Below are 14,178 nucleotides of genomic sequence, written 5' to 3'. Positions count from 1 at the left end.
GCGGGCGGGAGCCCTGGCGGGGCCTTGGCATCCTCCGGCGAAGCGCCTAAGACTCGCGGCGTCGCTCCGCAGCCTACAGTCTTCAGGGGGAATCCTCATGCCGCTCATCCTCGCCGCCGCGATAGGCTGGGCCTACGGCTTTTTCCTGACGCGCCGTCGCGGCCTGCCGGTTCAGGATCAGATTCACCGCGCCTTCGTCTATGCGATGGCTTTCGGGCTTGCGGCCTTCATGCTGGGCGTGCTGGTGTCTCTGCTCTCGCCGAACGCCCCGCCTCCGTCCCTCTGAGCGGCGGCAGGCCGACATCTCAGGAGCCCCCGGATGCCTCAGACCCTTCACGAGATCGCCCGCACCGTCTTTCCTCAGAGCCTCGAAGGACTCTCCGACGTGCTGACCAAGGCGGAGGTCTGGTCGATGGAGAAGCAGATCGACGCCTCGGTGCTGCTGAACTACCGGCTGGCGCCCGACATGTTCCCGCTCTCCAAGCAGGTGCAGACCGCCACCGACCACGCCCGCAACACGCTGACGCGGCTTTCGGGCGGACAGGCCCCCATCTTCGCCGACGACGCTCCGAGCTTCGACACGCTGCGCCATCGCATCGCGCGCACGGTGGCCTTCGTGCAGGAGTTCCCGGCCGAAAAGCTGGCCGACGCCGATTCCCGCGTGATCCGCATCGGCGCGGCGGGCCGCGAGCGCGAAATGGACGCCGCCACCTATCTGCTGCGCTTCGCGGTGCCGAATTTTTATTTCCACATCTCGATGGCCTACGGGATTCTGCGCCATACGGGCGCGCCCATCGGCAAACGCGACTTCCTCGGGCCCTTCACATGACCGAATCCGCCGGCTCCCGCCCGCCCTTCACGCCCTTCATGGCGAGCCTGCCCGCCGAAGTCCCCTTCGTGCCGATGGAGGCGATCCAGAGGGCGCGCGGCGGAAGGCCCTTCCGCGCCCGGATCGGCGCCAATGAATCGCGCTTTCCGCCCTCGCCCAAAGTGGTCGAGGCGCTGAAATCCGCCGCCGAAGAGGCGCGGCTCTACGGCGATCCCGAATTTTGGGATCTGCGCTCGGCTCTGGCGGCGCGCTTCGGGATTCAGCCGCGTCAGGTCTCGGTGGGCGAGGGAATCGACGGCCTGCTCGGCCATGTGCTGCGGCTCTTCGTCGATCACGGGGATCGGGTGGTTCTGCCTCAGGGCTCTTATCCGACCATGGGCTACCACATCCGGGGCCATGGCGGAGAAGCCGTCCATGTCCCCTATCGTCAGGACCGGGTGGATCCCGAGGCCATGGTCGCGGCGGCGCGGAAGACCGGCGCCAAAATCCTCTATGTCGCCAATCCGGACAATCCCATGGGCGGCTGGATCACGGGCGCCGAGATTCAGGCGATGACCGAGGCTCTGCCGCCGAACTGCGTCCTCGTGCTGGACGAAGCCTACGCCGAATTCGCCCCGCCCGAGGCTCTGCCGCCCCTCGACGTCTCGCGGACGAATCTGCTGCGTCTGCGGACCTTCTCCAAAGCCTATGGTCTGGCGGGGGCGCGGGTGGGCTATGCGCTGGCCCATGAGGCGGTCTGCGCGGGCTTCGACCGCATCCGCAATCATTTCGGGGTGAATCGTCTGGGGCAGATCGCGGCTCTGGCGGCTCTGGAGGACGAGGCCCATCTTCAGGCGACCATCGCGGCCTCCGTGGCGGCCCGCGAGGAGCTGACCCGCATCGCCCGCGCCCATGGTCTGACGCCCCTGCCCTCGGCGACGAATTTCGTCACCATGGATTGCGGCCGCGACGGCGCTTTCGCCAAACGGGTTCTGGAGGAGCTGGCCGCGCGGGATCTGTTCATCCGCAAGCCGGGCGCGCCGGGCCTCGACCGCTGCATCCGGGTCAGCGCGGGCCGACCCGACGAAATGGCCCTCTTCGCCGAGACGCTGCCCGAGGCGCTCAAGGCCGCCGCGCGGGGCTGAGGCCGCCGGTCCCGGGCGCTCCCCCGATCCGGGGCGCCCGGACTCTTTCTTCCTTTGCGCCGGATTTGCGCCGGATTTTCGCCGAAACCCGCCTGAAAAGGCCGGATCCCATCCGAAAGCGCGGAAAAAAGCGAAAAATCGCCGGAATCCCGGCTTTGGTCCAGTTTGGCCGCCAAGGCGCCTGAAAAGGCTCCGGCGCTTTTCCTCCGCCGCGCGGATCCCTGTCGAAAGGATGTGGCGCTCTGGAAACAAAACGCGATTCTCGCGGAATTCTCCGCCGTCGCGCGCTTCACATGAACTTCCCCGCCTCTATATAGCGTCGAAATCTTCCCAACGAGGAGGCGTGGCGATTTTCGTCCGTAAACCTCGCGTCATCGCGCTTCAGCGCATGGTGGGTCCGCGCTTTCGACTCTCCCTCGCCTGATCTCTGGACGCCCTGATCGACGGCTGCGAACGCGGAGGCTTCATGTTCGCCCAACTCCTCAAGATCGCCCTCGCGGCGGTCATCAGCTTCTTCGCCGTCTGGTGGGCCACCAACGGCCAGCCCGGCCGCATGGCCGAGGTCGTCCGGGAAGCCGACGCCTACGCCGCCGAGGGCAAGGCCGAGCGGGTCGCCAATCGTCAGACCGGCGCCGAGCTCTCCGCCGAAACCCTTTCGCGCGCCGCCTCGGAGGCCCTGCTCAAGGCCGAAGCCGCCTCCAAGGCCGCCCAAGAGGGCCTCGCCCTCGCCCGCGCCGCCGTGGAGGCCGAGCCCTCGGCGGCCAATCTCGCGGCTCTGACCGCCGCCGCGGGCGCCGCCCGCAAGGCCGCCGAAGACGTCGCCGCCACCCTCGACCGCATCCAGAGCGCCGCCGCCGCCATGGCCGCGGTGAATCCCGAGGTCGCCGCCTTCGCCCGCGCCGCCGGTCTGGAGACCCTCGCGGGCGCGACCCATCAAAACGCGCCGCGCGGCCCGACGCCCGTGGTGGCGATCTCGCCTCAGCCCGAGCAGGTGGCGCGCTCCGTCGCCCTGACCGGCCGCACCGAGGCCCTCCGCCGCATCGAGCTGCGCGCCGAGACCTCGGGCCGCGTGACCGCCTCGCCGGTGCGCCAAGGCCAGCGGGTGAATCCCGGAGATCTCGTCTGCCGCATCGAGCCGGGCGACCGCCCCGCGCGGCGGCTTCAGGCCGAGGCCAATCTGCGGCAGGCTCAGGCGAGCTTCGACAGCATGAACCAGCTCGCGCAACGCGGCTTCGCGGCCCGCAACCGCGTGCTGGAGAGCGAGGCGGCGGTGGAGTCCGCCCGCGCCGCCCTGCGCCAGATCGACGAGGAGATGGGCCGCCTCGACGTGCGCGCGCCCTCGGCGGGGCTGGTGGATCAGGCGCCCGCCGAACAGGGCTCGATTCTGAGCGCGGGCGGGCTTTGCGCGACCCTGGTGGACCTCAATCCCATCCGCGCGGTGGGCTTCGTGCGCGAAGGCGAGGTGGCTTCTCTGCGGGTGGGCGCCAAGGCGAGCATCGTCCTCGCGGGGGGCAAGCGCGTCGAGGGCGTGGTCCGCTACGTCGCGGGCGCCGCCGACGCCGCCACCCGCACCTTCGAGGTGGCCGCCGAATTCCCCAATCCCGATTTCAGCGTCCGCGACGGCCTGACCGCCGAGATCTCGATTCCGCTCGGCGCGGCCACGGGCTTCAAACTGCCGCAATCGGCCCTCACGCTGGATTCGGCGGGCCGCATCGGCGTGATGACCGTTCAGGAGGGCGCGGCGCGCTTCGCGCCCGTGACCATCCTGCGCGACAACGCAGAAGGCGTCTGGGTGGAGGGCCTGCCCGCCTCGCCCAAGGTGATCACGGTGGGTCAGAATTTCGTCAGCTCCGGCGCGCCGGTGACCGCCGTCACGCCTGAGGAGGCCAAGGCTCAGGGCGTCGATCTCGAAGCCCTCGTCGGAGGAGCTTCGAGATGAAGGCGCTCATCGACGCCGCCCTCGACCGGGCGCGGATGATGGCGGTGGTGATCCTGCTGAGCACCATCGTCGGCGTGGTCTCTTATTTCTCGCTGCCCAAAGAGGGCAATCCGAACATCGAGATCCCCATCGTCTACGTCTCCATTCCCTATCCGGGCGTGACGGCGCTGGACGCGGAGCGGCTGCTCGTGCGGCCGCTGGAGACCAAGCTCCGCTCGATGCAGGGGCTGAGCAAGCTCAACTCCACCGCCGCCGAGGGCTACGCCAACGTGGTCATGGAGTTCGAGATCGGGCTCGACATGAAGACCGTCCTCGCCGACGTGCGCGAGGAGGTCAACAAGGCCAAGGCCAGCTTCCCCGAGGGCGCCAAGGAGCCCACGGTCTCCGAGGTGAACTTCAGCGACTTCCCGGTGCTGGTGCTCTCGCTCTTCGGCGAGGCCCCGGAGCGCACGCTCTTCCGCATCGCCGCCGAGCTTCAGGACGTGATCGAGGCCGTGCCTCAGGTTCTGGAGGCGACGCTCGTCGGCAAGCGCGACGAGATGCTGGAGGTGCTGATCGACCCGGTGAAGCTCGAAGCCTACAACATCACGGCCTATGAGCTGCTGAACATCGTCAACAACAACAACCAGATCGTGGCGGCGGGCGCCATCGAGGCCCCGAGCGGCTCTTTTTCGGTGAAGCTGCCCGGCGCCTTCGAGACCCCTGAAGACGTCTACGGCCTGCCGGTCAAGGTCAACGGCGACCGCGTGGTGACGCTCGGCGAACTGGCCGAATTGCGCAGCGGCTTTCAGGACCGCTCGACCCTCGCCCGCTATAACGGCGAAGCCTCGGTCAGCCTCCAGATCAAGAAGCGTCCCGGCGAGAACATCATCGACACGGTGACGGCCGTGCGCGCCGCCGTGGATAAATCCGTCGCCGCCTGGCCCGCCGCGCTGAAGCAGACCGTCCGCGCCGAATTCTCGCAGGATCAGGGCGCCCAGATTCAAAGCATGGTCTATCAGCTCGAAGGCACGGTGCTGGTGGCGGTGTTTCTGGTGATCGTCACCATGGTCGCCTCGATGGGCTTCAACCCGGCGATTCTGGTGGGCCTGTCGATTCCGATCTCCTTCTTCCTGACCTTCGCCTTCATGTCGGCTCTGGGCATGGAGGTGAACAGCATGGTGATGTTCGGCCTTCTGCTCTCGGTGGGGCTGGTGGTGGACGGCGCGACCATCGTCGCGGAATACGCCGATCTTGAGATGGCCAAAGGCGCCGAGCCCGTCGACGCCTTCCGCGAGGCCGCCCATCGCATGGTCTGGCCGGTGATCTCCTCCACCGCCACCACGCTCTGCGCCTTCATGCCGCTGATGTTCTGGCCGGGCATCGCGGGGCAGTTCATGGGCTATCTGCCTCTGACGGTCTTCTTCGTGCTCAGCGCCTCTCTGGTCACGGCGATGATCTACCTCCCGGTGATCGGCGCCTATATGCAGAAGGCCACGCGCGCCGTCTCGCGCTTCGGGCGCTGGCTGGTCGGGCGCTTCACCATCTTCGGCGCGGCCCTGCTGAGCGCGGCGCTTCTGGCGGCGGCGGGCGCGCTCTTCCTGCGGCTTGGGACGGCCGCGAGCCCGCAGGCGGCGATTCCGCTCGGGATCGGCTTCGCGATTTGCGCCTTCTTCTCCACGCTGCTGCTGAGCGCGCTGCTCGGGGGGCTGCGCCGCCGCAAGGACGAGGCGCCTTCGCTGGAGGCGCCCAAGGCCCGCCGCAGCCTCTTCGCCTGGTTCACCTGGCTGATCGCGGGGAATCCGGTGATGCCTCTGGTGGTGATCGGCGCGGCGGTCTTCTCGCTGTTTTCGATCATCCAGCATTTCGGGAAGAATAATTACGGCGTGGAGTTCTTCGTCGAGACCGACGCCGAAATGGCGATGGTCCATGTTCTGGCGCGCGGCAATCTCTCGCTAGAGGAGAAGGACGCGCTCGTCCGCCGCGTCGAGGCGCGGGTGCAGGGCTTCCCTGAGATCAAATCCATCTTCACCAGCGTGGGCGGCGGCGGCGGAGGCAGCGGCTTCGGCGGCTCGACTCCGGCGGACGCCATCGGCACGGTTCAGGTCGAGATGCGCCCGGCCGAAGAGAAATGGGAGGGTCGGCGCAGCGGCAATCAGGTGCTCGACGAGATCCGCCTGCGCACCGCCGACATGCCCGGCCTGCGCGTCGAGGTGACGGCGCAGGAGGGCGGCCCCTCTCAGGGCAAGCCGATTCAGATCGAGATCGCGGGCCAGAACCTCGACGACATGATGGCCAGCGCCCGCCGGCTGCGCGAGCATCTCGAAAACGAGGTGGGCGGGCTTCAGGAGGTGGACGACACCCTGCCCCTTCCGGGCGTGGTCTGGCGCCTCGACGTGAACCGCGAGGCCGCCGGGCGCTTCGGCGCCGACGTGGCCAGCGTGGGCGCCCTCGTGCAATTGGTGACGCGCGGCGCGCTGATCGGCGTCTACCGGCCCGAACACGCCGACGAAGAGGTCGAGATCCGCGCCCGCTTCCCGGAATCCGCCCGCGACGTGGACACGCTGGACGATCTGCGTCTGCGCACGGCCACGGGGCTTCAGCCTTTGTCGAATTTCGTGACCCGCAGCCCGGAGCCCCGGCTTTCGGAGATCTCGCGCCGCGACGGACAACGCATCTTCACGGTGCGGGCCGACGTGGCGCCGGGCGTCAACGCCAATGAGAAGATCGCCGAGATCCAGACCTGGATGACCGACGCCTCGCCCTTGTCTCCGGGGGTGACCTTCGCCTTCCGCGGCGATCAGGAGGAGCAGGCCGACACCATCGCCTTTCTCATCAGCGCCTTCGGCATCGCCCTGGGCATGATGTTCATGATCCTGCTGGCGCAGTTCAACAGCCTTTACAACACGATGGTGGTGTTGTCGGCGGTGATCTTCTCGGTGGGCGGGGTGCTGCTCGGGATGATGATCATGGGACAGCCCTTCTCCATCATCATGTCGGGGCTGGGCATGGTGGCGCTGGCGGGCGTGGTGGTCGGCAACAACATCGTGCTGATCGACACCTATCAGCAGCTTGAGAAGGAGATGCCCCGCGTCGAGGCCATCGTCGAAACCGCTTCTCAGCGTCTGCGCCCGGTGTTTCTAACCACCATCACCACCCTGACCGGCCTTTTGCCGAACATGTTCGCGGTCTCCTTCGACTTCCGCGCCAAGACGCTTTCGGTGGGCGACCCCTCTTCGCTGATGTGGGTGCAGCTCTCGACGGCCATGGTCTTCGGCCTCGCCTTCGCGACCGTGCTGACGCTGGTGGTGACGCCCGCGCTTCTGGCGGCGCGGGTCTGGTGGGGCGGGCATGTTCCGCGCTTCCTCGGGCGGGTCTGGACGCGGGCGCGGGCTCTGGCGACGGAAGGTCCGCGCGGGCCCCATATGCAGGAGGTCGCCTTGCGCCGCCGCTTGGCCGAGTTCAAAGGGCCGCTGATCTGGGAGGCCGCGCCGGATTTCGCGGCCGCAGGAGCCGCGGCGCCCGCGCCCCGGCAGGCGGAGCTTTGGGATCAGGCCCCTCCGCCGCCGTCTCCGGCCGTCTTCACGCGCCCCGCGCCTTCGGCGCAGCCCGAGGAGGATGTCCCTGAGGCCCCCGAGCCTTGGGAGATCGCCCCTGACGACCCCCCGGAGGAGGAGGCGCCTCAGACGGAGCGGTCGGAGCTCTACGGCCCCCCTCCTCCGCCTTCATGGACCCGCGCCGCCGAGTGAGGCGCGGCTTCTCCCTTGAGGGAGGCCGCGCTTCTTCAGCCCTCAGAAAGGCAGAACCACCGGAACCAGCGCCACGCAGAGGACCATGACCAGAAGCGCCAAGGGCCCGCCGATCTTCACGAAATCCATGAAGCCGTAATGGCCGGGCCCGACCACCAGCGTGTTGACCGGCGAGGAGACCGGCGTGACGAAGGCCGCCGAAGCCGCCAGAGCCACCGTCATGGCGAAGGGATAAGGCGAGGCCCCCAGCGTGGAGGCGAGGCTCAGCGCCACGGGGGCCATGAGCACCGCCGTCGCGGTGTTCGAGATGAACAGCCCCAAAAGCGCCGTCACGAGGAAGATCGCCGCGAGGATCCCCCTCGGCCCCGCCGTCCCGGCGACCTCCAGCAAGGCCCCCGCCGCCAGATCCACGCCGCCCGTCCGCTGAAGCGCCAGAGAAAAAGGCAGCATCCCCACGATCAGCACGAGGCTCTTCCAGTGGATCGCCCGATAGGCGCTCTGGAAATCGACGCAGCCGAAGGCCCCCATGAGCAGAGCCGCGATCAGAGCCGCCATGACGTTGGGCGTCAGGCCCGAGACCATCAGCCCCACCATCACGGCCAGAGCCAGAAGCGCGTAAGGCGCCTTTTCGGGGGCGGAGAGGGCGTCTTCGCTCTCGCGCGGCAGGCCGAGCGCGACGACCTCGCCGGTTTCGCCCTGCAGCTTCTTCACGTCGCGCCAGGAGCCGATGACCAGAAGCGTGTCGCCCAGCTCCAGAGGCGTGCGGACGATCCCCCCCGCCATGGCCTTGCGGCCCCGCTTGAGGCCGATCACGGTGATTCCGTGGCGGCTGCGGAATTTCGTCTCCACCACCGTCTTGCCGATCAGATCCGAGGAGGCGGGGATCATCAGCTCCGCCATGCCGATGCGCTGGGCGTAATCGGTGTAATAGGCGTCCGAGAGCGGCAGATGCTCCAGCCCATAGCGCGCGGTCAGAGCCTCGGTCCCCGCCGAGGCCGCGGAGAGGTCGAGCAGAAGCACGTCCTCCGCCGCGAGGGTCGTCCGGGCGCGCGGCTGGATCAGCCGACTCGCGAAGCCCTGCCGGCGCTCGATGGCGAGGATGTTGGCGCCGTCCGCGCCGCGCAGATCGAGTTCGTCCAGCGTCCGCCCGACCAGCGGCGAATCCGGACGCAGCCTCAGGCGGTGATCGCGCCCGGCGAGGGCGTAGTCCTTGATCCAGGTGGCGAAGCGCGGCCGTGAAAGATCGTCGGCCACCACGGTCTCCGCCGAGAGAAAGCGCCGCGCGAAGAGCATATAGACCACCGCGCAGGCCAGAATCGGCAGGCCGAAAGGCGCGAAGCTGAAGAAATGGAAGCCCTCGAAGCCGCGCCGCTCCAGCTCGCCCTGCGCCACGAGGTTGGGCGCCGTGGCCACCAGCGTCATCATGCCGGAGATCAGCGCCGCCACGGAGAGCGGCATCATGAGCCTTCCGGCGCTGAATCCGGTGCGTCGGGCGATGCGCAAAGCGATGGGGATGAAGATCGCCACCACCCCGGTGGAGCTCATCACCGAGCCCACCGCCGCCACCGCGACCATCAGAAAGACGATCAGCCGGGCCTCGCTGCGTCCGGCCTTGGCGGCGAGCCAATCGCCCAGCTTCTGCGCCACGCCCGTGCGCGCCAGCCCCTCGCCGACGACGAAAAGCACGGCGATGAGCACCACATTGGGGTCTCCGAAGCCCGCCAGAGCCTCCCCCGCGCCGACGACCCCGCTCAGCGAGAGCGCGAGGATCATCAGCAGCCCGACGGCGTCCATGCGCGGCCGGTTGAGGACGAACATGAAGATCGCCGCGCCGAGCAGCGCCAGCACCATCGCCAAATCGGAGTTCATCGCGTTTCCTTGTCGCAGGGCTTCGGGCCGCGAGGGATTCGGGGGAGTCCGGGCGGGTTTAGCGCGCGGGACGCGGCCGGGAAACGCCTTTCCGGAGGGCCTGCGCGTCCTTATGGAGGGGGGCGGCGGCGCGCTGTCGAGCGCCTGCGCGCCGGGATCCGGATTCCTTCGCCGCGCGAATCTCCGGGGATCCGAGCGGCGTTTCTCATCCCGCGGGCTTCAGCTCCGGGGAGATGCGGGAGCTGTTTGCAGGACGTCCGCCTGAGGACGTCGCCGCCGAGGATCCATCCGGGATCCGCCGCCGATCTCGCGAGGCGGCGGAAGACGCCGCAGAACCACGGCGGACGCCGATAAGCGCCGCGTTTTCTCTCTTCAGCGATTTCAGGAAAATGGCGGGCTGTGCGGGACCCGGATGAGAACTATATCTACTCTATAGCCCTCCATGACCCTACTTAATGCAGATTTGAAGGCTTGTGGAGATTTGGCTCATCAGCCCTGTAGCTCGAAAATGATGTAAGATGGCCCCTTGAAGCCGTATGTGTTTGGGTTTCCTGACGGACGTGATCTTCGAGGAAATATCCCAGTGGCGGAAATGACGGATGATATGATCGACGCCGCATTGGAGCGTGGCCATCTGGCGCAGATGCACGAATGCCGCGCGGCCAAAGCGACCTATGACCGTCATTCGCGCCAAGTCGTCATCGAACTCGCGAATGGTTGTGTTTTCGCCTTTCCGTCAGCGCTGGTGGAAGCGTTGAGGACGGCCGACGATGACCAGATCGCCGCTGTCGAAATTCTCGGGCAAGGATACGGTCTGCACTGGGAGGCGCTGGATCTGGACCTGTCGCTGACCGGCTTGATGGCCGGGCGTTTTGGGTCACGGGGAACCGAAGGCGCCGATCGTCTTCGCATCGGCTCGGGCCCTAGTGGCCCTGAGCCGCGAGGCTGGATTGACCAATGCTGATGTTGAGGCGCTGAAGCTTCCTCAGACCTCCCGCACGCCGTCATAGTCGGCAGCTACAATCTTTCTTGATAAAGTAAGGAAATTTCCTTACATATGTCGAAGATCAAATTTGGAGCCTGATCATGGGCGCGCTGCTGAAAGAAGAAAGCACCATCACTGCCAAGGGCCAGACGACCGTTCCCAAGAGCGTCCGGCAGGCTTTGGGCGTGGACTACGGCGGACGCATCGCCTTCTTCATGGACGATCAGCGCCGGGTCTATGTCGAGAAGGCGACGGAAGAGGCAAGCGATCCGGTCGTGGATCGCTTCCTCGAATTTCTGGCGCAGGACATGAGCAAGCATCCCGGCACATCCATCACCGCGCTGCCCGCCAGCCTGCGCGATCGTACGGCTGCGCTTGTCGGGGACATGGACGTTGACCTTGATGTCGAGATTGACGGGGATGTCGCGCTCTAGCCATGATGACGATCAATGGCTGGATCATTCTGGCGCATCCCCTCTTTCTCGATCAGTTGGAAAAACTGACCGACGCGGTTGAGGCGTTGAAGGCCAGGAAGCCTGACGAATACGAGAAGAACGCGAGCACGAAGCTCTTGGCCACGTTGAACAAGCTGCTTTTCCAGACAATCCCTGCCGATCCGGCCGCAACCGTCTATCGGCAAGGCTCGACGCTTGGCGAGGCGCACAAGCACTGGTTCCGGGCGAAATTCGGCAACGGTCGCTTCCGCCTGTTCTTCCGCTATGACTCGACCGCGAAAGTCATCATCTTCGCCTGGGTGAATGATGAAACGACTTTGCGGACCTATGGCGCGAAGACCGACGCCTACAAGGTTTTCAAAGGAATGCTGGAGGACGGCAGCCCGCCTGACGATTGGGTCGCGCTTCGTAATGTCGCGTCCGATCAGGCCGCAGTTGACCGGGTGGAAAAAGCCTCGCCGCCGAATCCGTGATGAATGCTGTTGAGCGTCACAGGATAGGGCGTTGCCCTACAGGCCGGGCTTTCGGCTGCGCCGGAACCATGCCACGGGCGCGTTCCGCCGTTCGGATTCGCGGCGGCAGCAGGATCATATCGAGCTGATTGCGTCAGAGAATTTCCCACATGGCAGGCCGGTCTCTTCGTCATAGAGAAAATCCTGGCTGCGGGCAGCAGCGACACCCGCCGACGCCTTCGCTGCACCAGACTTTCGAAGCGCCTCAAGAAGAACCCGGCGATCTTTGACGGATGGAACAGTGCGAACTGGCACGAGCCGCACGGCGGCACGACCATGGCGGGTCAGCACTACGTCCTCGCCAGCTTCGGCACGGCGCACCAGTTCTGCCAGTCGGGCCGGTGCTTTCGTAATAGATACCCTCATGGAGCTTCCTTTCGGATGATCCAATAGACCATCTTCATGCGGCACGCGGCGTCCGTATCAATCGCGAACGTGTCGCCGCTTCGTTTCGGCAAGGATACCTGCATCCATCCGTGCGATGGACTTCGGCTTTCCCCTGTAGGGCAGCGCACCGAAGACATCTTCCGGCCGCGTTGCCGCAAAGGTCGGCGCGGATTTCTGCACGGCGTCGTCTGCCGCATCACCAACCGTCAATATCACGCCGGGCCTCTGCTCTGTATTGTTCATCAGCCATCCTTCCCGATGCGAGCCAAGCATGGATAACCCAACGCGGGCGATGCTTGAAGGCTGCCGCGGGAGAGCGCGGTGACATCGGCTAAAGCCCACGCATCCGCGGGTAGAAAGTGGATTCGGTACATGCTTGCCTTCGGGCAGGAATCGGCGGCTTGCGAAAACTCGTCAATAACACGGTAAATCAGTATATTAGTCGCGTCCTGATGTTTCCATTACTGGCCATTCCAGCGATACGCTGCGGATGTCAAAACCTCCGCGTAAATCCCGACCCGCTTCATCCACGAACTCCAACCCTGCAGCCTCCAGCTCCAAGCGCCGTCCGAAGCACAACGTGTCGACCTGGATCGTCACGGACGACTGGCCTGATGAGGTGCCGATCACCGAAGCTGAGATCGAGGTGTTCGAGCGCTACTTCGGCGACGTCTTCGATGAGATGTTCGGTCCCATCGATCTGATCGACCGGTCAAAGCCGTGACCGCCGCAGGCAGCAGCGCGGCCCAGCGCGTCGCGCTTTACCTGCGCGTCTCGACGACGCGGCAGGCACAGCATGACGTCTCCATCCCCGATCAACGTCAGCAGGGCGAAGCCTGGTGCGCCGCGCATGGGCATCAGCTTATCGACACCTTCGTTGATGCCGGGGTCTCCGCCACCAGCGATCGTCGGCCAGAGTTTCAGCGTCTGATCGAGGCAGCAAGCGTACGGCATGCACCGTTCGACATCATCCTCGTCCATTCCTTCAGCCGCTTCTTCCGCGACCATTTCGAGCTGGAGTTCCATATCCGCAGGCTGGCCCGCAATGGGGTGAAGCTGATCTCGATCACCCAGGCAGTGGGCGACGATCCGATGCATGTCATGATGCGCCGGGTGATGACCCTGTTCGACGAATATCAGTCACGGGAGAACGGCAAGCATACGCTGCGGGCCATGAAGGAGAACGCCCGTCAGGGCTTTTGGAATGGATCGCTGCCGCCGATCGGATACCGCATCGTCGAAGCCGAACGGCGCGGCGCCAAGGTCAAGAAGACATTGGCCATCGATCCCATGCACGCCGACACCGTCCGCCTGATCTATCGGCTGGCGCTGTCGGGCGATGGAACCACCGGGCCGATGGGTGTCAAGGCGATCGTCGGATATCTCAACGACCGGCGGATATTCACCCGCGACGGAGGACGGTGGGGCGTCGACCAGATCCACGCGATACTGACTCGAACGACCTATGTGGGCCAGCACCGGTTCAACAAACGCGGCAAGGACAGCACGCGCAAGGCGGATGGTGAGGTCATCACCGTCGCCGTGCCGCCGCTGGTCGATCAGGCAACGTTCGTTGCTGTTAAGACGCTGTTGCGCGACCGCAATCCGAAGGCGCTGGCACCGCATCTCATCAGCAGCCCGAACATGCTGACCGGCCTGCTGCACTGCGCACAGTGTGGAGGACTCATGACCATGCGGACCGGCAAGGCCGGGCGTTATCGCTATTATGCCTGCCAGAAGACAGCTCGTACGGATACCGTCCGATGCACGGGCATCGCGATCCCGATCGATGCGCTCGATACGTTGGTCGCCCAGCACATGATGGAACGGTTGCTGGATCGGAAGCGCATCGAGCGCATTCTGACGACGATCCTCGAACGCCGGCAGGCGCTGATAGCGCGGGACGGAGCTGGCCGGCTTGACGAAGTGACCCGGCGTGGCGAGGAAGTGCGGATGCGTCTGGAGCGGTTGCGCAAAGCGATCGAAATCGGCGCGCTCGACCTCGAAGACCGATCGCTGCAGGAGCGGCTGGCCTATCTTCGGGCATTACAAGCCCGAACGGCGGAGGAAGTCGTGAGCCTTCAGGCCGAACTCGACCGTGCGGGCGCCATGACGGTGTCTGCATCGATGCTGAGCGCGGTCATCAAGATGGCAGGCCAGCGTCTGTTCGAGCGAGGGGACGGGTTTCGGCGCGAATATGCCTCCGCCTTTGCCGGGCGGATCGTTGCCGAGGCGGACAAGGTACGGATTACGTGCACACTGTCATGAAGGTTCCGCACTTCAGGTCGATAATAGTGGTTCTGCACCGAACTCCGATCTCTGGCTGACAGTAGCCATCTGAAACCACACA

The 14,178-nt window shown here is 65.9% G+C and carries 13 protein-coding genes; 10 read left to right on the top strand and 3 right to left on the bottom strand.

All coding sequences use genetic code 11. From position 1 onward, the window contains the following. Positions 1 to 97 precede the first annotated feature (97 nt). The 5 genes from B161_RS0108540 to B161_RS17435 all read left to right on the top strand — a co-directional run bounded on the left by B161_RS0108540 (position 98) and on the right by B161_RS17435 (position 7,620). Positions 98 to 286, top strand: coding sequence for a hypothetical protein (locus B161_RS0108540; RefSeq protein WP_018632953.1), 189 nt, complete (start codon positions 98 to 100; stop codon positions 284 to 286). Positions 287 to 319: 33 nt separating this feature from the next. Beyond that, positions 320 to 829, top strand: coding sequence for a DUF1993 domain-containing protein (locus B161_RS0108535; protein WP_018632952.1), 510 nt, complete (start codon positions 320 to 322; stop codon positions 827 to 829). Continuing rightward, entirely contained in the window at positions 826 to 1,953 is a 1,128-nt protein-coding gene (locus B161_RS0108530; RefSeq protein WP_018632951.1) for a pyridoxal phosphate-dependent aminotransferase, read from the top strand. The genes B161_RS0108535 and B161_RS0108530 overlap by 4 nt, the downstream gene beginning before the upstream one ends. Positions 1,954 to 2,419: 466 nt before the next feature. Then, positions 2,420 to 3,892, top strand: a complete 1,473-nt coding sequence (locus tag B161_RS17440; RefSeq protein WP_018632949.1) for an efflux RND transporter periplasmic adaptor subunit — start codon at positions 2,420 to 2,422, stop codon at positions 3,890 to 3,892. After that, positions 3,889 to 7,620, top strand: a complete 3,732-nt coding sequence (locus tag B161_RS17435) for an efflux RND transporter permease subunit (protein WP_018632948.1) — start codon at positions 3,889 to 3,891, stop codon at positions 7,618 to 7,620. Before B161_RS17440 ends, B161_RS17435 begins: the two co-directional genes overlap by 4 nt. A 42-nt stretch (positions 7,621 to 7,662) precedes the next feature. On the opposite strand, the gene B161_RS0108510 is transcribed toward B161_RS17435, so the two are convergent. Beyond that, positions 7,663 to 9,489, bottom strand: a complete 1,827-nt coding sequence (locus tag B161_RS0108510) for an SLC13 family permease (protein ID WP_018632947.1) — start codon at positions 9,487 to 9,489, stop codon at positions 7,663 to 7,665. A 592-nt stretch (positions 9,490 to 10,081) separates the two neighbouring features. Here B161_RS0108510 and B161_RS0108505 point away from each other — a divergent pair. From B161_RS0108505 to B161_RS0108495, 3 genes are all read left to right on the top strand, one after another. After that, positions 10,082 to 10,453 carry a DUF2442 domain-containing protein gene (locus B161_RS0108505; RefSeq protein WP_240471614.1) on the top strand — a complete coding sequence of 124 codons (372 nt, stop codon included), beginning with the start codon at positions 10,082 to 10,084 and terminating at the stop codon, positions 10,451 to 10,453. A gap of 122 nt (positions 10,454 to 10,575) precedes the next feature. After that, complete coding sequence (locus tag B161_RS0108500; RefSeq protein ID WP_018632945.1) at positions 10,576 to 10,908, top strand: type II toxin-antitoxin system PrlF family antitoxin; 333 nt, start codon at positions 10,576 to 10,578, stop codon at positions 10,906 to 10,908. Between the two features lie 2 nt (positions 10,909 to 10,910). After that, complete coding sequence (locus B161_RS0108495; protein WP_018632944.1) at positions 10,911 to 11,402, top strand: type II toxin-antitoxin system YhaV family toxin; 492 nt, start codon at positions 10,911 to 10,913, stop codon at positions 11,400 to 11,402. A gap of 114 nt (positions 11,403 to 11,516) precedes the next feature. Here B161_RS0108495 and B161_RS19190 read toward each other — a convergent pair whose 3' ends face one another. After that, positions 11,517 to 11,807 (bottom strand): type II toxin-antitoxin system Phd/YefM family antitoxin, encoded by a 291-nt coding sequence (locus tag B161_RS19190; RefSeq protein WP_083922934.1) that lies wholly within the window; start codon positions 11,805 to 11,807, stop codon positions 11,517 to 11,519. Between the two features lie 57 nt (positions 11,808 to 11,864). Beyond that, complete coding sequence (locus tag B161_RS17430) at positions 11,865 to 12,071, bottom strand: hypothetical protein (protein ID WP_018632943.1); 207 nt, start codon at positions 12,069 to 12,071, stop codon at positions 11,865 to 11,867. Between the two features lie 337 nt (positions 12,072 to 12,408). Here B161_RS17430 and B161_RS19435 point away from each other — a divergent pair, with 337 nt between their 5' ends. Then, positions 12,409 to 12,552, top strand: a complete 144-nt coding sequence (locus B161_RS19435; protein ID WP_018632942.1) for a hypothetical protein — start codon at positions 12,409 to 12,411, stop codon at positions 12,550 to 12,552. Continuing rightward, entirely contained in the window at positions 12,549 to 14,096 is a 1,548-nt protein-coding gene (locus B161_RS0108480; protein ID WP_018632941.1) for a recombinase family protein, read from the top strand. The genes B161_RS19435 and B161_RS0108480 overlap by 4 nt, the downstream gene beginning before the upstream one ends. Positions 14,097 to 14,178: the final 82 nt, after the last annotated feature.

This window comes from Neomegalonema perideroedes DSM 15528 (assembly GCF_000374145.1).
Taxonomy (GTDB): domain Bacteria; phylum Pseudomonadota; class Alphaproteobacteria; order Rhodobacterales; family Rhodobacteraceae; genus Neomegalonema; species Neomegalonema perideroedes.
The sequence above is the reverse complement of the archived record's forward strand: the minus strand, read 5'-3'. Positions and strand labels throughout refer to the sequence as shown.